The organism is Micromonospora sp. NPDC049257, assembly GCF_040678915.1.
GTDB classification, from domain to species: Bacteria; Actinomycetota; Actinomycetes; order Mycobacteriales; family Micromonosporaceae; genus Micromonospora; species Micromonospora antibiotica.
Genome location: NZ_JBFAQU010000024.1, coordinates 19,345 through 37,223 on the forward strand (window position 1 = coordinate 19,345; position 17,879 = coordinate 37,223).

Genomic DNA, 17,879 nt, shown 5'->3' on the forward strand with positions numbered 1-17,879 from the left:
CCAGGCTGGAGACGGATGAAGGAGGACATGATGACGAACAGATCCGGCGCCCCCGTCGTGGTCGGTGTGGACGGTTCCCGCTCGGCGCTGGACGCGGTCCGGGTCGCCGCCCGGGAGGCCGCCGACCGGCACCGCCCGCTGCGGGTGGTGCACGCGTTCATCTGGCCGCTGTTCGGCATCCCGTTGGGCCCCGGGCCCGCTGGACCGCCCCAGGCGGGGCTGCGGCACGAGGCCGAACGGATCATCGCCGACGCCGTCACCGAAGCTCGCAAGGTCGCCCCCGACCTGGTCGTCACCGGCTGGTTGTCCGACGGCGCACCGACCCCGGTGCTGCTACGCGAGGCCCAGGACGCGGCGCTGCTGGTGCTCGGCACCCGGGGGCTTGGCGGTTTCGCCGGGCTGCTGATCGGCTCGACGGCGGTGCAGGTCTCCGCCCGCGCCGACTGCCCGGTGCTGGTGGTACGCGGTGAGGCCAGGGCGGACGGCCCGGTGCTGGTCGGGGTGGACGGCTCCGCGCTGTCCACCGAGGCGCTCGGGTTCGCCTTCGCCGCAGCGGCCCAGCGCGACACCGGGTTGCTGGCCGTACACGCCTGGCTGACCCCCGCGCCGCTCGGCCCGGGCGACGTGCTGCCGCTGGTCTATGACGTGGAGGCGCTCGCCGCCGAGGAGGAGCGGATGCTCGCCGAGGCGCTGGCCGGCTGGTCGGACCGCTATCCGGACGTCCCGGTGACCCGACGGCTGGTGCCCGGCGCGGCGGCCCGGGTGCTGGTCGAGGAGTCGGCGGCGGCCCAGCTCACCGTCGTCGGCGCGCACGGCCGCAGCGCGCTGGGCGGGATGCTGCTCGGCTCGGTCAGCCACGCGGTGCTGCACCACGCGCACAGCCCACTGGTGATCGTCCGCAACCACGCCGTCTGACCGCCGCAGGCGGCGGCACGCCCGGCCGGAGCAGGTGGCCGGCATCGCCGGTCCGCGACGGATGGGCGGCACCCCGGCCGGAGCAGATGGGGACCGCCCACCCGGCCGGAGCAGGTGGCGGCGGCACGCCCGGCCTGGTCAGCTGCCGGCGTTTGACGGGCCGGCACGTCGACAATGGGCGCAACCGACCCTGGGAGAGCTGATGAACCGACCGGTAGTGGTGGGCGTGGACGGCTCGCCGACCAGCCTGGCCGCCGCGGAGCAGGCCGCGCACGCGGCGGTGCTGCGTTCCGCGCCGCTGCACCTGGTGCACGGTTACCTGCACCCGCTCGGCTACGGCGTGCCGCTCAACCCGTACGACCTGGGGGTGCCGGCGCCGTCGGACGAGGCGCAGCAGATGTTGGAGCGGACCGCCGCCGAGCTGGCCGACCGGTGGTCGGGGCTGACGGTGCAGGTGCGTCAGGTCGCCGGTGGGGCGGGCGCGACACTGGTCGAGGAGTCCCGCCGCGCCGACCTGGTGGTGGTGGGCAGCCGGGGGCTGGGTGGTTTCGCCGGGCTGCTGCTCGGCTCGGTCGGCGCTCAGGTCGCCGCGCACGCGCACTGCCCGGTGCTGGTCGTCCGGCCGGAGACGTTGCCGATCGGCGTGGACGGGCCGGTGCTGGTGGGCGTGGACGGGTCGCCGGCCGCCGGGGTCGCCGCCGACCAGGCCGCCGCCGAGGCGGTCCGGCGGGGGGTGCCGCTGGTGCTGGTGCACGTCGGCCCCGCCCCGCAGGACCAGGAGGTGCCCGACGAGGTCGCCGAGTCCGAGGCGGCGTACCAGGCGCACGCGGTCCGGTTGCTCGCCGAAGCGTCCGCTGCGGTCCGCGCCGACCACCCGGACGTGGTGCTGCGGGAGCATCCGGTCCGGGCGGTCGGGGTGGCGCAGGGTCTGATCGAGGCCAGCGGCACGGCGTCGGTGCTGGCCGTCGGCACCCGGGGCCGGGGCGGTTTCACCGGTATGCTGCTGGGCTCGGTCAGCCAGGCGGTGGTACAGCATGCCCACTGCCCGGTGCTGGTGGCCCACCCGTACCGGTGAGCTCGCCCGGCCGGCCGCCGCAGGACCGCCGAGCCGGCGCGGGCCAGCCCGACAGCCGCTGCTGCGGGTCAGCCCTCCCGGCTGCCCAGGAGCTGGGCGAAGTCGGTGGTGAGGGCGAACGGGTCGGCCGGGCCGGTCGCCGGTGGCCGCCGGTCGACCTGGTCGGCCAGCTCCCGGCCGGCACGGTCGATGCGGGTCCGCAACGCCCCCTCGGCGGTGCCGCCGGACCAGTCCTCCGGGGCGGCGAAGACCGACGTCGGCAGCACCACCGCGCGCAGGTAGCCGAACATCGGCCGGACGGCGTGCTCCAGGGCCAGCGAGTGCCGGGCGGTGCCGCCGGTCGCGCCGATCAGCACCGGTCGGTCGACCAGCGCCTGGGCGTCCACCACGTCGAAGAAGGACTTGAACAGCCCGTTGTACGAGGCGTTGAAGATCGGCGTGACGGCCACGATGCCGTCGGCTCCGGTGACCGCGTCGAGGGCGGCCCGCAGCTCCGTCGACGGGAAGCCGGTGAGCAGGTTGTTCACCACGTCGTGGGCGTGGTCGCGCAGCTCCACCACCCGCAGCTCCACCTCGTCGCCGCGCCGGACCAGCTCGTCGCGGGCGGCGGCGGCGAGCTGGTCGGCGAGCAGCCGGGTCGACGACGGCTGGCTCAGCCCCGCCGACACCACGGCCAGGGTGCGGCGGGTCATCGGACCCCCTCCGCCCCGGCGGCAGCCAGGTCACCGGCGTCACCCGCACCGGCCGGGTCACCGGCGTCACCCGTCCCGGCCAGTGCGGCGTCGCGGGCGGCGACCAACGAGGCGTGGGTGGGCGCGACCGGCACGTGCGCCGGGCGCAGCGCGTCGAACTCCTTGCGCAGCACGGGTACGACCTCCTCGCCGAGCAGATCGAGCTGCTCCAGCACCGTCTTCAGGGGCAGCCCCGCGTGGTCGAGCAGGAACAGCTGCCGCTGGTAGTCGCCGACGTACTCCCGGAAGCCGAGGGTGCGGTCGATGACCTGCTGCGGGCTGCCCACGGTCAGCGGGGTCTGGCGGGTGAACTCCTCCAGCGACGGCCCGTGCCCGTAGACCGGCGCGTTGTCGAAGTACGGCCGGAACTCGCGCACGGCGTCCTGCGAGTTACGTCGCATGAACACCTGGCCGCCGAGCCCGACGATGGCCTGCTCGGGCGAGCCGTGGCCGTAGTGGGCGAAGCGCTGCCGGTAGAGGCCGACCATCCGCTGGGTGTGCTCCTTGGGCCAGAAGATGTGGTTGGCGAAGAAACCGTCACCGTAGTAGGCGGCCTGCTCGGCGATCTCGGGGCTGCGGATCGAGCCGTGCCAGACGAACGGCGGGACGTCGTCGAGCGGGCGCGGGGTCGAGGTGAACGACTGCAACGGGGTGCGGAACTTGCCCTGCCAGTCGACGACGTCCTCGCGCCACAGCCGGTGCAGCAGCTCGTAGTTCTCGACGGCGAGCCGGATGCCGTTGCGGATGTCCTGCCCGAACCACGGGTAGACCGGCCCGGTGTTGCCGCGCCCCATCATCAGGTCCACCCGGCCGTCGGCCAGGTGCTGGAGCATGGCGTAGTCCTCGGCGATCTTCACCGGGTCGTTGGTGGTGATCAGCGTGGTCGCGGTGGACAGCAGCAGCCGCTCGGTGCGGGCGGCGATGTGCCCCAGCATGGTGGTGGGCGAGGAAGGGACGAACGGGCGGTTGTGGTGCTCGCCGGTGGCGAAGACGTCGAGACCGACCTCTTCGGCCTTGAGGGCGATGGTCACCATCGCCTTGATCCGCTCGTGCTCGGTCGGCTCCCGTCCGGTGGTCGGGTCGACCGTGACGTCGCCGACGGTGAAGACTCCGAACTGCATGACCAGCTCCTCGCGTCTGAGATACCGGGCCGTTCGTGGTACCCGGACGTCGCGCACAACCTATTTGACGCGTCAACTATTCCGGCGTCGGCCATTCCCGGGGTGGCACCGGTCACCCCGCCGACGACGGTCCCGCCGGCTCCTCCCCCTGCCTCGGGGTACCCGGATCGCCCTGGTCCGACGCGTCCGACGACGGGTCGCCGGGGGCACTGGCGGCCGACGGCGCCCGATCGGCCGGTCGGACGTCCGACGGCGAACCGTCGGGCGGGCCGGCGGTCGTGGACTGGCCGGCGGTCCAGGACTGGCCGGCAGTCGAGGGCTGGCCGGCAGTCGAGGGCTGGCCGGTGGTCGAGGGCTGGCCGGCATGCGGGTGGGCGGGATGTGGCGCGGGGTGGGGCGGGCCGGCGGGTGGGGCGTACCCGGTCGAGCCGGTCGGGGGCCACGACGGCGGCGGCCCTGGTGGCGGCGGGCGGCGGCGGCCGAGCTGCACCGCCACCACGACGACGACCGCCAGCACCATCATCAGCACCAGCGGGACGGCCACGCAGGCCAGCCTGCCGACCAGCACTCCGGCGTCGTTTGCGTCCATCCGAACCACCTCCGGTCACGATTGCGCGCGAATGCTAGCGAACTTCGCCGGAGACGGACGCCCCGTCGGTCCCCGGCCCACCGTCGGCGGTCGGCCCACCGTCGGCGGTCGGCATGGTGGTCCGGGTCAGCCGCGCCGGCGGGGCACGTGCCGGCGGTAGGCGCTGACCGTCGGGTCGCCGGTGATCCAGAAACGCCACGGCACGTCGTGGGCGGCGGCCACCCCGACCCGGGGACCGGCGGTGACCTCGGCGCGGGCGACCGGGCAGGTCGGCGGGCTCAGCAGCAGGGGACCGCTCCCGTCGAGCACGCAGGTGCCGTTGGCAGACGCGGTGACGTCGAGCGCGACGGCCAGCCGGGCCGGCCCCCGGGCCAGGTCCCGGTCGGCGACGTCCCCCCGGCGGGTGCGGGCCGCGGGTAGCCCGTCGACCACCTCCCCGGCCCGCAGTAGTACGGCCGCCGCCTCACCGTCGCGACCGCAGACGATGTTGAGACACCAGTGCATGCCGAACACGAAGTACGTGTAGGCGTGCCCGGCCGGCCCGAACATCACCCTGGTCCGGGGGGTGGGTCCCCGGTGGGCGTGCGACGCCGGGTCCTCGCCGGTGCCGGCGTACGCCTCGACCTCGGTCAGCCTGATCCGGACGCCACCGGCGGCGAGTTCCCAGCCGAGCAGCGTGCGCGCCGTCTCGGCCACCTCGGCGGCGGGGGCGTGCAGCCACGGGTAGTTCACCGCTCCAGGTAACGGCACCTGCGGAAGATCGGCAAACCGAGGACCGTATTCCCGTCGGCATCCGGGGCAGGCAGACGTCGTCATGCCGGCCGGTCGTCACGGTGGGCAGCCCGACGGATTGCTTAAACATTTTGTTGACAACGGATCGTTGTCAGCATGGAATGGGTGCCATGACCGACACCTTCAGCGCACCTGACGCGGCCCGCGCCCGAGCCGAGCGGACCTACGCCGCGCTGCACCGGATCAGCACCCGGCACGCCGACACCGACGCACGACGACGCCGGTACACCAACCCGTACCTGGCCGACCCATGGGAGGCCGTCTCGGTGGTCACCGCGCTTGCCGCCGGCGGGGCGACCCGGGAGGCCGACGAGGAGCCCGTCGACGACGCGGACCTCACCGCCGCGCTGACCCTGTTGCCACACCTGCGCGCCGAACTCGACGCGCTGGAGGTGGGCCTGCTGACGATGGCCCGGGCCCGCGGACTGACCTGGCAGGCGATCGCGTTCGGGCTCGGACTGGGCAGCGCACAGGCGGCCAAGCAACGCCACGAACGCCTGGCCGCCCGCACCGCCTGACCCGCTGGAACCGCCTGGTCCTCTGCGGCCCCACCACTCCCAGACTCGCCGATCGACACTGAGAGTAGTCAAGGCGCAACCACCCACTACCCTACTGTCGCCCCTTTGCTCTGCTGACCTCGACGCGACAGACACTCAGCCTCATAGCCTCCCGCGCCGAACCGTCAGCCAGCTCCAACAATTCACCTGGTCAGCGGCGTGGCGCGGAATGGGCAGCAGAGCAAAGGGCGAGAAGGTGTCATGGTGTTCGCCGGAGAAAAGTCGCTCTCCGTAGCGGGAGTTGCCCGCTCACGCACCGCAACCGACAGCGCGACGAAGACGGCACGGCACGACGGCCACAGCCGCCACGACGACGGCGAGCCAGCGTCGCGGGCAGCCCGCCCGCGACGACCGGCCGCAACTATGGCCCGGGCGGTACGTCGACCGGCCCGGGTGGAACGCGCTGGACCTGGGCGGCGGCCAGCCGGCCCAGGTCCGGTCGTCCGCCTTCCGAGTTGCGGGGCGCGGACGACCGGCACGCGTCAGATCAGCGGGGTACGACCCGCTCGGCGGCCCACTCCCGCCAGCCGGTGAGCTGGTCGGACGCGGCGGCGAGCTGGTCGGCGACCGGGCCGGGGCCGGTCGAGCCGGGGGTGATCCGGGCGGCCAGCGCCGAACGGACCGACAGCACGTCACGCACCGACGGGTCGAGGTGCTCGCTGACCGCCGCCAGGTCGGCGTCGGAGACCTCGTCGAGGGCACAGTCGCGGGCCGCGCAGAGCGCCACCAGTTTTCCGGTGATCTCGTGCGCGTCGCGGAACGGCACGTTGCGCCGGACCAGCCAGTCGGCGACCTCGGTGGCGAGCGAGAAGCCCACCGGCGCGGCGGCGACCAGGCGGTCCACCCGGACGGTCATCGTGGAGATCATCCCGGCCAGCGCCGGGAGCAGCAGCTCCAGGGTGTCGACCGCGTCGAACGCGGGCTCCTTGTCCTCCTGCATGTCCCGGTCGTAGGCCAACGGCAGGCCCTTGAGCATCGTGAGCACGCTCATCAGACCGCCGACCAGCCGACCGGACTTGCCCCGGGCCAGCTCGGCGATGTCAGCGTTCTTCTTCTGCGGCATGATCGACGACCCGGTGGCGAACGCGTCGTCCAGCTCGACCCAACCGAACTCGTGCGACGTCCAGAGCACCACCTCCTCGCCGAGGCGGGACAGGTGCACCCCGACGAGCGCGGTGACGAAGAGGAACTCGGCGACGAAATCCCGGTCGGCGACCGCGTCCATGGAGTTGGCGAAGGATGTCCGGAAACCCAACTCCTTGGAGACGGCCACCGGGTCCAGGGGCAGGCCCGAGCCGGCCAGCGCGCCCGCGCCGAGCGGGCTGATCGCCGTACGGTGGTCCCAGTCGCGCAGCCGCTCCAGGTCCCGCAGCAGCGGCTGGACGTGGGCCAGCAGCCAGTGCCCGAAGGTGACCGGCTGGGCGTGCTGGAGGTGGGTCATCCCCGGCGCGGCCGTGTCGACGTGCCGTTCCGCCTGCTCCACCAGAGCCTCGGCCAGCTCCACCAGCCGGGCGGCCACCCCCCGGGCGTGGTCGCGCAGATAGAGCCGAAGGTCGGTGGCGACCTGGTCGTTGCGGGACCGGCCGGCGCGCAGCTTGCCGCCGAGGCTGCCGAGCCGCTCCAGCAGGCCCCGCTCCAGCGCGGTGTGCACGTCCTCGTCGTCGATCGTCGGACGGAACTGCCCGGACGCGCAGGCCGCCTCCAGGTCGTCCAACGCCGCCAGGATCCGCCCCAGCTCGTCGGGGTCGAGCAACCCCGCGCCCGCCAGCACCCGGGCGTGCGCGCGGGAACCCGCGATGTCGTACGGGGCGAGACGCCAGTCGAACTGGACGCTCACCGACAGCCGCGCCAGGGCCTCGGCGGGGCCACCGGCGAACCGGCCACCCCACAGGCTCGTCCGGTTCGTCGCGGCGCTGTTCTCGGTCAGGCTCTTGTCGTCCACGCCGCTCATTCTGGCAGTGCTCACCTTTCGCTCACCGACTGCGGGGTTCACTCCCGGCGCCGGCTCGTCCGTCGTACGCAAACCCGTGACCGACCCGGTCACGGGGTGTTTCCTTCCCCGGCCTCGTCGCGGCGGGCCCACCCGGCGAGCTTGTCGCCGAGCGCGGCCCCACCGTCGGCCTCGCGGGCCACCACCAGGATGGTGTCGTCACCGGCGATGGTGCCGACGACCTCGGTCAGACCCGCCCGGTCCACGGCGCTGGCCAGGTAGTGCGCCGCACCCGGCGGGGTACGCAGCACGGCGATGTTGCCGCTGGAGTCGACCCCGTTGAGCAGCTCGCGCAGCAGCCGGATCAGCCGGGCGGGGGCCGCCTCGGCGTCGCGCAGCGGCCGGTGGCCGTCCTCGGGGATCAGGTAGCCGGCCCGCCCGTCCCCGCCCCGGGCCTTCACCGCGCCCAACTCCTCCAGATCCCGGGAGAGGGTGGCCTGGGTGACCTGCACCCCGTCGGCGGCGAGCAGGTCGGCCAGCTCGGTCTGGGAACGGATCGCCCTGGCCCGGATCAACTCGACGATGCGGGCGTGCCGGGCGGCGCGGGTCGGGGCGGTCATGATGAGGATGCCTCCAGGAGAAAGGTCAGCAGCGCCTTCTGGGCGTGCAGCCGATTCTCCGCCTGGTCGAAGACCACGCTGTGCGGGCCGTCGAGCACCTCGCTGGTGATCTCCTCGTCCCGGTGGGCGGGCAGGCAGTGCAGCACCTTCACGTCCGGCCCGGCGTGACCGAGCAGCGCGGCGTTGACCTGGTAGGGCAGGAACGGGGTGATCCGGTCCAGCCCGTCGTCCTCCTGGCCCATCGAGGTCCAGGTGTCGGTGGCGACCACGTCGGCGTCCCGGACCGCCTCGACCGGGTCGATAAGTGCCCGTACCGACCCGCCGGTGCCCTTGGCGATCTTCCCGGCCCGGTCCAGCACCCCCGGATCGGGTTGGAACCCGGCCGGCCCGGCGACCCGTACGTGCATCCCGGCGGTAGCCCCGGCCAGCAGGTACGAGTGCGACAGGTTGTTCGCCGCGTCCCCCACGTACGCCAGGGTCCGCCCGGCGGTGCCGCCGCAGTGCTCGCGGACGGTGAGCAGGTCGGCGAGGAGCTGGCACGGGTGGTAGCCGTCGGTGAGCGCGTTGATCACCGGCACGCCAGCGTGCGAGGCGACCTCGGCGATCCGGTCGTCGCCGTGGGTACGCAGCACGATCGCGGCGACGTAGCGGGACAGCACCCGGCCGGCGTCGGCGAGTGTCTCGCCCCGACCGAAGTGGGTGACCTGGGTGTCCACCACGAGCGGGTGACCGCCGAGTTCGGCGATGCCGGCGTCGAAGGAGATCCGGGTCCGCAGGCTCTGCTTGTCGAACAGCACCGCCACCGAACGCGGCCCGGCCAGCGGGGTGAACCCGAACCGGTCGGCCTTCATCCGGGCGGCCAGGTCGAGCACGGCCGACTGTTCGGCCGGGGTGAGGTCGTCGTCGGCCAGCAGGTGCCGGATCATGTGCGGGTCTCCGTCGGGGTCGGGGTGGGGATGGACGGCGGCGCGGTGCGGGTCTGCGCAGCCGGCGTGCCGTGGGTGGCCGGCGTGCTGTCAGCGGCCGGAAGGTCGACGGCCGTGTCGAGGGCGGCGGGGAGGGCGGCCAGGAACGCGTCGACCTGCTCGCCGGTGAGGATCAGCGGCGGGGCGAGCCGGATCACCCCCGGCTGGACCGGGTTGACCAGGAACCCCGCCGTGCGCAGCGCGCCGGCCACCGGGCCGGCGACCGGTGCGGCGAGCACGATGCCGAGCAGCAGACCGGCTCCGCGTACCTCGGCGACGAGCGGGTGGCCCAGCGCCTCGACGCCCCGACGCAGCCGTTCACCGGTGCGCTTGACGTGGTCGAGCAGGCCCTCGCCGGCGATGGTGGAGACCACCGCGAGGGCGGCGGCGCAGCTGACCGGGTTGCCGCCGAAGGTGGTGCCGTGCGAACCGGCCCGGAGCAGCTCGGCGGCCCGACCGAAGGCCAGGCACGCGCCGATGGGCAACCCGCCGCCCAGCCCCTTGGCCAGGGTGATGACGTCCGGCTCCACCCCGTCGGCCTGGTGGGCGAACCAGTGACCGGTGCGCCCGATGCCGGTCTGCACCTCGTCGAGCACCAGCAGGGCCCCGTGCCGGGCGGTGATCCGCCGCGCCTCGGCCAGGTAGCCGGGCGGCGGGACGACCACCCCGTTCTCGCCCTGGACCGGCTCCAGGATCACCATCGCGGTGGCGTCGGTGACGGCCGCCGCCAGCGCCGCCACGTCGCCGTACGGGACGTGGTCGACGTCGCCGGGCAGCGGGCGGAACGGGTCGGCCTTCGCCGGTTGGCCGGTCAACGCCAGCGCCCCCATGGTGCGGCCGTGGAAACCGCCGACGGTGGCCACGACGTGCGACCGGCCGGTGAGCCGGGACAGCTTGAACGCGGCCTCGTTGACCTCGGCGCCGGAGTTGGCGAAGAACACCCGACCGGGCCGGCCGGCCAACGCCAGCAGCAACTCCGCGAGGGCCACCGGGGGTTCCGCGACGAACAGGTTGGAGACGTGGCCGAGGGTGGCGATCTGTTTGGAGACGGCGGCCACCACGGCGGGGTGGGCGTGCCCGAGCGCGTTGACCGCGATACCGCCGAGCAGGTCGACGTACTCCCGGCCGGCCTCGTCGACGACGACCGCGCCGGAGCCGGAGACCAGCGCCAGCGGCGGGGTGCCGTAGTTGTCCATCATGGACTCGCCCCAGCGTTGCACCAGCGTGCTCATGCGCCGACCGTGCCTTCCTCATGGGTGGACCCGGACGGGGTGTCGACGACCATCGTGCCGAACCCCTCCGAGGTGAAGACCTCCAGCAGGGTGGAGTGCGCGACCCGACCGTCGACGACGTGCGCGGCGGGCACTCCCCCGCGCACCGCCCGCAGGCAGGCCTCCATCTTGGGCACCATCCCCGATTCCAGGGACGGCAACAGCGCCGCCAACGCCTCGGCGTCGATCTCGCTGACCAGGCTGGTGGTGTCCGGCCAGTCGGCGTACAAACCGGCGACGTCGGTGAGGACGACCAGCTTGCGGGCGTGCAGGGCGATCGCCAACGCGGCGGCGGCGGTGTCGGCGTTGAGGTTGTGCAGCACGCCGTCGGCGTCCGGGGCGACGGTGGAGATGACCGGGATCCGACCGGCCGCGATCAGGTCGGTCACCGCCGACCCGTCCACCGACTCCACGTCACCGACCTGACCGACGTCGACCGCCTCACCGTCGACCCAGGCGGGCCGCCGCACGGCGGTGAACAGGCCGGCGTCCTCCCCGGACAGGCCGACGGCGAACGGACCGTGCGCGTTGATCAGGCCGACCAGTTCCCGGCCGACCTGGCCGACCAGCACCATCCGGACGACGTCCATCGCCTCGGGGGTGGTGACCCGCAGGCCACCCTTGAACTCGCTGGCGATGCCGAGCCGCCCCAGCATCGCCGAGATCTGCGGCCCGCCGCCGTGCACCACGACCGGCTTGAGCCCGGCATAGCGCAGGAAGACCATGTCGGCGGCGAAGGCCCGTTGCAGGGCCGGGTCGACCATCGCGTTGCCGCCGTACTTGACCACCACGGTGGCCCCGGAGAACCGGGCCAGCCAGGGCAGCGCCTCGATCAGCGTCTCGGCCTTCACCTGGGCCCGGGTGAGATCCGCGGACAGGCTCATGTCGAGTACGCCGAGTTCTCGTGCACGTACGCGTGCGACAGGTCGTTGGTCCAGATCGTCGCCGCCGCCGCACCCGCGTGCAGGTCGATGCGGATGGTGACGTCCCGCCCGGTCAGGTCGACCTTGGACCGGTCCTCGGCGGCGGCACCGCCACGGCACACCCAGATCCCGTTGACCGCCACGTCCACCGCGTCCGGGTCGAACGCGGCGGCGGTGGTGCCGACCGCCGCGAGAATCCGACCCCAGTTCGGGTCGTTGCCGAACAGCGCGGTCTTGACCAGGTTGTTGCGGGCCACCGACCGGCCCACCTCGACCGCGTCGTCCTCGTCGGCGGCACCGACCACCTCGATGGCGACCTGCTTGGTCGCCCCCTCGGCGTCGGCGACCAACTGCTGGGCCAGGTCGTGGCAGGCGGCGGTGACGGCGGCGGTCAGCTCGGCCTCGTCGGGCTCCACCCCGGACGCCCCGCTGGACAGCAGCAGCACCGTGTCGTTGGTGGACATGCACCCGTCGGAGTCGACCCGGTCGAAGGTGACCCGGGTGGCGGCCCGCAACGCGGCGTCCAGCAGCTCCGGCCCGGCCACCGCGTCGGTGGTCAGCACGCACAGCATGGTGGCCATGCCGGGGGCGAGCATCCCGGCGCCCTTGGCCATCCCGCCCACCGTCCAGCCGGCCCCCCGCACGACGGTGGTCTTCGGCCGGGTGTCCGTCGTCATGATCGCCTCGGCGGCGGCCGGGCCGCCGTCGCGGGCCAGCGCCCGGATCGCGGCACGCACCCCGGGCAGCAGCCGGTCCATCGGCAGCCGCTCACCGATCAGGCCGGTCGAGCAGACCGCCACGTCACCGGCACCGAGCCGCAGCCGAGGGCTGGACGCGGTGAGCGCGGCGGCGGTGTGCTCGGCCGTGGCGTGGGTGTCCTGGAAGCCCGCCGGACCGGTGCAGGCGTTCGCCCCGCCGGAGTTGAGCACCACGGCGCGGACCACACCGCCCCGGACGACCTGCTGGGTCCACCGCACCGGCGCGGCCCTGACCCGGTTGGTGGTGAAGACGCCGGCGACGCCGGCGTCCGGGCCGTCGTTGACGACCAGGGCCACGTCGGTGGCCCCGCCGCTCTTCAACCCGGCCGCGACTCCGGCCGCACGAAACCCCCGAGGGGCGGTGACACTCACGGTGCAGGCCTTTCGTTCGCGACTGCGGGGCTCCGCTGCGCTGCGCTCCTCGCGCTCACGGTGCAGGCCTTTCGTTCGCGACTGCGGGGCTCCGCTGCGCTGCGCTCCTCGCGCTCACGGTGCAACTCCAAAGAGGGGCAGGCCGGTGGTTTCGGGCAGGCCGAGCATCAGGTTGGCGTTCTGCACCGCCTGACCGGCGGCGCCCTTGCCGAGGTTGTCGATGGCGCTGACCACGATCACCCGACCGGAGTCGACGTCGACGGTGGCCTGGAGGTGGCAGGAGTTCGCCCCGGCGGTGGCGGCGGTGTGCGGCCACGCCCCCTCGGGCAGCAGGTGCACGAACGGCGCGTCGGCGTACGCCTCGGCCAGCACCGCGCGCGGGTCGGCGTCGCCGGTGGGCACGGCGGTGACGGTGGCGAGGATGCCGCGCGGCATCGGGGCCAGCACCGGGGTCAGCGACAGCCCGGTCGCGCCGGTGGCCTGTTTGATCTCCGGGACGTGCTGGTGGGCACCCACCTTGTAGGGCGACAGGTCCCCCATCACCTCGCTGCCGAGCAGGTGTGTCTTGGCGGCCCGCCCGGCCCCGGAGGTGCCGGAGGCGGCGACCACGACCACGTCGGCCGGCGAGACCGCACCGGCGGCGACCAGCGGCGCGAGGGCCAGGGTGATGGCCACGGCGTAGCAGCCGGTGTTGGCGACCCGGGTCGCCCCGGCGATCGCGGCCCGCTGGCCGGGCAGCTCCGGCAGGCCGTACGTCCACGCCCCGGCGTGCGGGCCGCCGTAGTAGCGGGACCAGGCGTCGGCGTCGCGCAGCCGGTGGTCGGCACCGAGGTCGACCACCCGCACCGACTCGGGCAGTTCGGCGGCGAGCGCCGCTGACTCGCCGTGCGGCAGGGCCAGGAAGACCAGGTCCGCGTCGGCCAGCGTGGCCGCATCGGTCGCCGCGAACACCAGGTCCAACCCCACGAGCTGCGGGTGCACGGCGGTGACCGGCGCTCCGGCCTGACGGTGGGCGGTGGCGGTGACCAGGTCGAACTCGGGATGACCGGCGATCAGGCGCAGCAGCTCGCCCCCGGCGTAACCACTCGCCCCGGCGACCGCAACTCGGATACCCATTCCTACCTCCGCATGACTATGCAGAGAAGGCTAGTCCGCGCCTGCGCCGGATGCAAGTTAATACACCTGTCCGCATGTAAATGATAAGCCTGACCACCGGTCACGCCCCGACCACCCTGGGCGAACCCGCTGCCCTGGCTACGTCGACCGACCCAGAGGTGGCCGGGTCCCGGCTTGCCGGCCCGGGACCCGACCACCGGCTCAGTTCGCCCGCTCGGCCAACCCGTGCTGCCGCTGGTAGGTCCGCAGCGCCACGTCCCAGGCCTCGGTGTACTCCGACGGGCCCAGGTTGAGGTCGTGGTGTCCCCGGACCGCCTCCCGCAGCAGGGCCACCAGCTCCGGCACCGTTCCCCGACGCTCGTCGACATAACGGCGGAAGACGTCGGCGAACTGCTCCCCGGTCAACCGGGCCGCGTGCGCGGTCACCGGATCGGCCTCCAACGCCTGGAGCACCGCACACCACCGGCGGGTCAGGTCGTCGACGTGCCGGGCCCGGATCTTCTGCAACTCGTGGTCACACTCCAGCCGGATCCGCTCCTCCCAGTACGGCCGCAGCCGGTCACGCACCCGCTCGTCGGGGCTGACCCGCACGTGGGCGGTGAACTGCGGCAGCGACTCGTTCGCCGGCCACCGCTGCCCGGCGAGCCGTTCGTTGAGCACCCGCTCCAGCTCGTGGGAGCGGTGCGGCTCGAACTCCCGGGACACGTCCACGATCCGCTCCCGGACGATCCCACCGGCCCAGTCGAGATACCGCTCGGCACGGAACTTCAACTCGTCGAACGTCATCCGCCGGCCGGTCCACAGATACACGGGGTGCACCCGGAAATCGAACGCGTCCCCCTTCGCCGGCACCAGCAGCGGATGCGGGACGTCCTGGCGGAACGACACCGTGACGGGCGGCGGCGGTGGCAGCGGCGGCACCGGCTCCAGCGGAGCCGGCGAGCCGAACAGGCCCTGCCACCAGTGGCGGCGCTGCGGCATCGGAAGTTGGCTGCCCATGGCGGTGCTGGGGTGCGGGTTCATCGGTGATCCTCGTCGGTGAGTCGGCGTACGGCGGCGAGCAGGGAGTTGTGGGGCATCAGGGGTCCCCAGACGTGGCTCAGCTGGTGGTCCAGCCGGTGCCGCAGGGGTGCCCGGCCCGCCACCACCAGAGCGAGCAGTTCCAGGCAGTGGGCGGCGACCTCGGGGTGCCCGTCGGCCCGGTTGAGCCAGAAACCGAGCGTGCGCCACGCGCGGTAGGCGGTCGTGGGAAGGCTGAGCGCGTTCGCCCAGCAGTCGGCCAGGTCGGTCGTCGACACGGTGCCGACCCGCGCCAGATCGAGCAGCTCCGGCCAGTGCTCCCGAGGGGCGGGCGCCCACCGGTCGGCGAGCACCCGCAACGCCCGTCCGGCGTGCAGCCACACCTCCGGGTCCGGCGACCGCGTCCACTGCGCGAGGGCCGGCAACACGGTCGCCTGGTGACCGGCCGTGTGCACCTCGACCAGGCCCCGCACCACCGAGTGGTGCCAGCGTTGCATCCGCGCCCCGGCGATCTGGCGCAGATGCAGCAGGGCGGTGTCGGGCCAGAGCCGGGCGAGCCCCAACGCGTAGGCGCGGGCAACCGTGTCCCGCAGGTGGGCCGGCCCTACGGACGCCCACCGGTCCAGTTCCGTGCGTACGCGCTGGCGTAGCTCCGGTTGCATGGCCATGGCGACCAACGCGATGGCGGCGGCCTGCCGGACGCCGGCCCGGCGTTCCCGGGCCAACTGGTCCACGGTCTCCAGGGCGACCCGCACCCCGTGCCGGGCGGACCAGCCCACCGCTCCCGCAGCGGCCTCCCGGACCCCGGGCGACCCCGTGCGCACCAGGGTGGCGAGCCAACCGAGCAGATGCTCCGGCAGCCACCAGTCCGACCAGGCGACCTCCAGGAGGCTGGTCCGCAACTGGTCGTTGCCGGGCGAGAACTCGATCCGCCGCCCACCGCTGAGCCGGTCGTCGTCGACCAGGACGACGGCCTGCCGCAGCACCGGTCCGAGCAGCAGGTCGACCACCCCACCGAGGAACCCCACCGGTGGCGTGGTCGCGCCGTCGGTGTCCGGTGCCGGCCCCGTGAGCAACCGTCCGGCCGCCGCCTGGACCTCCACCACCGACTGTCCCGCCAGCACCGCGCAGGACAGCCGGAACGCCCGTCGCTGGTCGACGTCCCACCGGGACGACCCGTCGACACCGTCTTCCTCGGCGCAGAGCACCCGTCGGGCACGCTCGCGCAACTGCCGGGGCAGCAGTCGCTCCAGCCGTTCGGTGAGGTCGCCGCCGCGCGGCGGCGCCTGGGCGATCAGCTCCGCCAGCCGGACGACCTCACCGGCGCGCGGACCGCCGGCCAGGTGGGCGGCGAGCAGCGGATGCGGGACGCACTCCTCCTCGACGTACGCGTCGACGCAGTCACCGGTGCAGTGGTCGGCGCACCAGCCGACGCACTGCCCACGCAGCAGCCGGCGCAGTTGCGCCCGGAACACCTCCACCGAGGCCGCCGGGCGGTGGGGCACCAGCTGCCCGGTGAACTCCTGCTCCCGGTGCGCGAAGTCCCCGACCAGCACCAGGCTGCTCCCGAGGGTCTCCAACCTCGCCGCGAGTCCCACCAGGGTCAGGCCGTCCAACTCCCGGACCGCCTCGTCGCCGAGCGCCAGGGTGTAGCCGTGGCCGGGCCGAACGGGTGCGTCGGCGCCCAACAGGTCCGACAGGTGTTCCGCGTCGAGCACGCCGACCCGGTCGTAGCCGTAGCGGCGGGCCGAGGCCAGGCAGCCGGCGGTGTGTCGCCCCGTTCCGTCGGGGCCGGTCAGACAGACCAGGTGGCGCAGTTTGAGCTGCCGGTCCAGCCGCTGGTCGCTCGGCGCGGGGGCGTAGCCGTCGGCCAACTGCCGCACCCAGGTGCCGCTGAGCGTCTCCGACCAGGTCCGGCCGCCCGCCCCCACGGTCGCCGTGGTGATGTTCACGGTGCCGATCGCGGTAGCCCCCGGACCGGTCGCGTTCTGGCCGCGGACCCGTACGTCACCGACCCCGATGCTCGACGGGGCACCGAGCAGTGCGGTGAGCCGGGCGAGGACGGCAGCCGGGTCCGGTGCCTCCTCCGGTTCGTCCTGCGGTTCGTCCTCGGCGGCCGACCCCGGCGGGGGCGCATCCGTCGGCGCGGGCCGCCCGGCCACGGTCTCGCCCGACCCCCGTTCGTCGGAGCGGGCGGAGTCCGGCGCGGCGTCGACCGGTGCGGGGGCTCCGACGTCGTCCGGGGCCGGCGGGTCCCACGAATCCGCCGTCCCGTTCATCGGCCGCCGCCATCGCCGCCGAAGACGGCGTCGCGGCCGACCGATCCGATGGCCGTCGCGTTCGGGCCGATCGCGTTCTGCCCCTGCACCCAGATGTCGCCGGTGCGGATGCCCGACCCGGCCGCGCCGGCCCCGGTATCCTTCCCGGCCGTGCCGGCCCCGGTGTCCGGCCGGGGAGGTGGCGGTCCCCCGGTGGGCGACGACGGCTCCTGCGGCGGTGGCCACGACGACATGTCCTCGTCGACCACGTAGAGCCAGGCGGGCTCCCGGAACTCCTTCGCCGGGTGCTCGACCTCGATCCGGCGAAACCGTTCCGGCCGCATCTCCTCCGGATACTCGCAGACCACGTCGCGGTACATCTCCGTCGAGACGACCAGCGCGACCCCCGCGTCGGGGAACGCGGCGAGCGCCTGCCGCACCGGGGTGGCGTCGCAGAGCCGGCAGACGTGCACGACCGCGTGGCCGGGGAAACCGTTGGCCCCGTCCAGGTGCACCAGACCCTGGTGTACGGCCACCCGCAACCGGATCTGCGCGGGAGCGGTCCGGCTGCTGTTGAACGCCCGCAGTCGCCGGTTGAGTTCCGGTACGAACCGGCCGATGACCCGGGACTCCGGGACGTCGCGGGGCAGGATCGCCAGCTCGCCGTCACCGGCCTGCTGGGTGGTCCAGGCGACCCGGTCCAGGCCCACCTCGGTCGCCGCCGCGTGCAGCAGGGTGTGGAAGTTCTCCTGTGCCTCGTACTGCTGAAGATTGCTGCGTCGGCTGTACCGCTCCATGTCCACGGAAACCAGCAGACGCCGTTCGGGATGTCGCATCCGGCACACCCTTCGTCGCCGGCCCGCTCG

The 17,879-nt window shown here is 73.8% G+C and carries 17 protein-coding genes; 3 read left to right on the forward strand and 14 right to left on the reverse strand.

All coding sequences use genetic code 11. The annotated features are described in order from the left end of the window. Positions 1-30: 30 nt before the first annotated feature. Positions 31-915: a universal stress protein gene (locus AB0K25_RS25815; RefSeq protein WP_219469808.1), complete on the forward strand. Its 885-nt coding sequence runs from the start codon at positions 31-33 to the stop codon at positions 913-915. 202 nt (positions 916-1,117) lie between these two features. Continuing rightward, positions 1,118-1,990, forward strand: coding sequence for a universal stress protein (locus tag AB0K25_RS25820; protein ID WP_219469804.1), 873 nt, complete (start codon positions 1,118-1,120; stop codon positions 1,988-1,990). A 68-nt stretch (positions 1,991-2,058) separates the two neighbouring features. On the opposite strand, the gene AB0K25_RS25825 is transcribed toward AB0K25_RS25820, so the two are convergent. From AB0K25_RS25825 to AB0K25_RS25840, 4 genes are all read right to left on the reverse strand, one after another. Next, the gene (locus tag AB0K25_RS25825) at positions 2,059-2,682 is read right to left on the reverse strand and encodes an FMN reductase (RefSeq protein ID WP_219469800.1); all 624 of its coding nucleotides are present in this window, start codon (positions 2,680-2,682) and stop codon (positions 2,059-2,061) included. Next, positions 2,679-3,842 (reverse strand): LLM class flavin-dependent oxidoreductase, encoded by a 1,164-nt coding sequence (locus AB0K25_RS25830; RefSeq protein ID WP_255597960.1) that lies wholly within the window; start codon positions 3,840-3,842, stop codon positions 2,679-2,681. The genes AB0K25_RS25825 and AB0K25_RS25830 overlap by 4 nt, the downstream gene beginning before the upstream one ends. Before the next feature lie 112 nt (positions 3,843-3,954). Then, the gene (locus AB0K25_RS25835; protein WP_219469797.1) at positions 3,955-4,431 is read right to left on the reverse strand and encodes a hypothetical protein; all 477 of its coding nucleotides are present in this window, start codon (positions 4,429-4,431) and stop codon (positions 3,955-3,957) included. Positions 4,432-4,557: 126 nt separating this feature from the next. Beyond that, on the reverse strand, positions 4,558-5,163 hold the full coding sequence (locus tag AB0K25_RS25840) for a DNA-3-methyladenine glycosylase (protein ID WP_308291086.1): 606 nt from the start codon (positions 5,161-5,163) through the stop codon (positions 4,558-4,560). 170 nt (positions 5,164-5,333) lie between these two features. Between AB0K25_RS25840 and AB0K25_RS25845 the strand changes: the two genes are divergently transcribed. Further along, positions 5,334-5,741: a DNA-binding protein gene (locus AB0K25_RS25845; RefSeq protein ID WP_357535800.1), complete on the forward strand. Its 408-nt coding sequence runs from the start codon at positions 5,334-5,336 to the stop codon at positions 5,739-5,741. A gap of 526 nt (positions 5,742-6,267) precedes the next feature. Here the strand turns inward: AB0K25_RS25845 and argH are convergent. The 10 genes from argH to AB0K25_RS25895 all read right to left on the reverse strand — a co-directional run bounded on the left by argH (position 6,268) and on the right by AB0K25_RS25895 (position 17,849). Continuing rightward, positions 6,268-7,731: an argininosuccinate lyase gene (gene argH / locus AB0K25_RS25850; protein ID WP_219469788.1), complete on the reverse strand. Its 1,464-nt coding sequence runs from the start codon at positions 7,729-7,731 to the stop codon at positions 6,268-6,270. Between the two features lie 89 nt (positions 7,732-7,820). Then, the gene (locus AB0K25_RS25855; protein WP_208570193.1) at positions 7,821-8,330 is read right to left on the reverse strand and encodes an arginine repressor; all 510 of its coding nucleotides are present in this window, start codon (positions 8,328-8,330) and stop codon (positions 7,821-7,823) included. After that, on the reverse strand, positions 8,327-9,256 hold the full coding sequence (gene argF / locus AB0K25_RS25860; protein WP_363823201.1) for an ornithine carbamoyltransferase: 930 nt from the start codon (positions 9,254-9,256) through the stop codon (positions 8,327-8,329). Before argF ends, AB0K25_RS25855 begins: the two co-directional genes overlap by 4 nt. Then, positions 9,253-10,527: an acetylornithine transaminase gene (locus AB0K25_RS25865; RefSeq protein WP_219469786.1), complete on the reverse strand. Its 1,275-nt coding sequence runs from the start codon at positions 10,525-10,527 to the stop codon at positions 9,253-9,255. The genes argF and AB0K25_RS25865 overlap by 4 nt, the downstream gene beginning before the upstream one ends. Then, complete coding sequence (gene argB / locus AB0K25_RS25870) at positions 10,524-11,450, reverse strand: acetylglutamate kinase (RefSeq protein WP_219469784.1); 927 nt, start codon at positions 11,448-11,450, stop codon at positions 10,524-10,526. Before argB ends, AB0K25_RS25865 begins: the two co-directional genes overlap by 4 nt. Next, entirely contained in the window at positions 11,447-12,619 is a 1,173-nt protein-coding gene (gene argJ, locus AB0K25_RS25875; RefSeq protein ID WP_219469780.1) for a bifunctional glutamate N-acetyltransferase/amino-acid acetyltransferase ArgJ, read from the reverse strand. Before argJ ends, argB begins: the two co-directional genes overlap by 4 nt. Before the next feature lie 114 nt (positions 12,620-12,733). Further along, the gene (argC, locus tag AB0K25_RS25880; RefSeq protein ID WP_219469777.1) at positions 12,734-13,735 is read right to left on the reverse strand and encodes an N-acetyl-gamma-glutamyl-phosphate reductase; all 1,002 of its coding nucleotides are present in this window, start codon (positions 13,733-13,735) and stop codon (positions 12,734-12,736) included. 201 nt (positions 13,736-13,936) lie between these two features. Next, the gene (locus AB0K25_RS25885) at positions 13,937-14,758 is read right to left on the reverse strand and encodes a hypothetical protein (RefSeq protein WP_255597959.1); all 822 of its coding nucleotides are present in this window, start codon (positions 14,756-14,758) and stop codon (positions 13,937-13,939) included. After that, positions 14,755-17,034, reverse strand: coding sequence for a hypothetical protein (locus AB0K25_RS25890; protein ID WP_219469774.1), 2,280 nt, complete (start codon positions 17,032-17,034; stop codon positions 14,755-14,757). Before AB0K25_RS25890 ends, AB0K25_RS25885 begins: the two co-directional genes overlap by 4 nt. Continuing rightward, on the reverse strand, positions 17,031-17,849 hold the full coding sequence (locus AB0K25_RS25895) for a hypothetical protein (RefSeq protein WP_219469770.1): 819 nt from the start codon (positions 17,847-17,849) through the stop codon (positions 17,031-17,033). The genes AB0K25_RS25890 and AB0K25_RS25895 overlap by 4 nt, the downstream gene beginning before the upstream one ends. Positions 17,850-17,879: the final 30 nt, after the last annotated feature.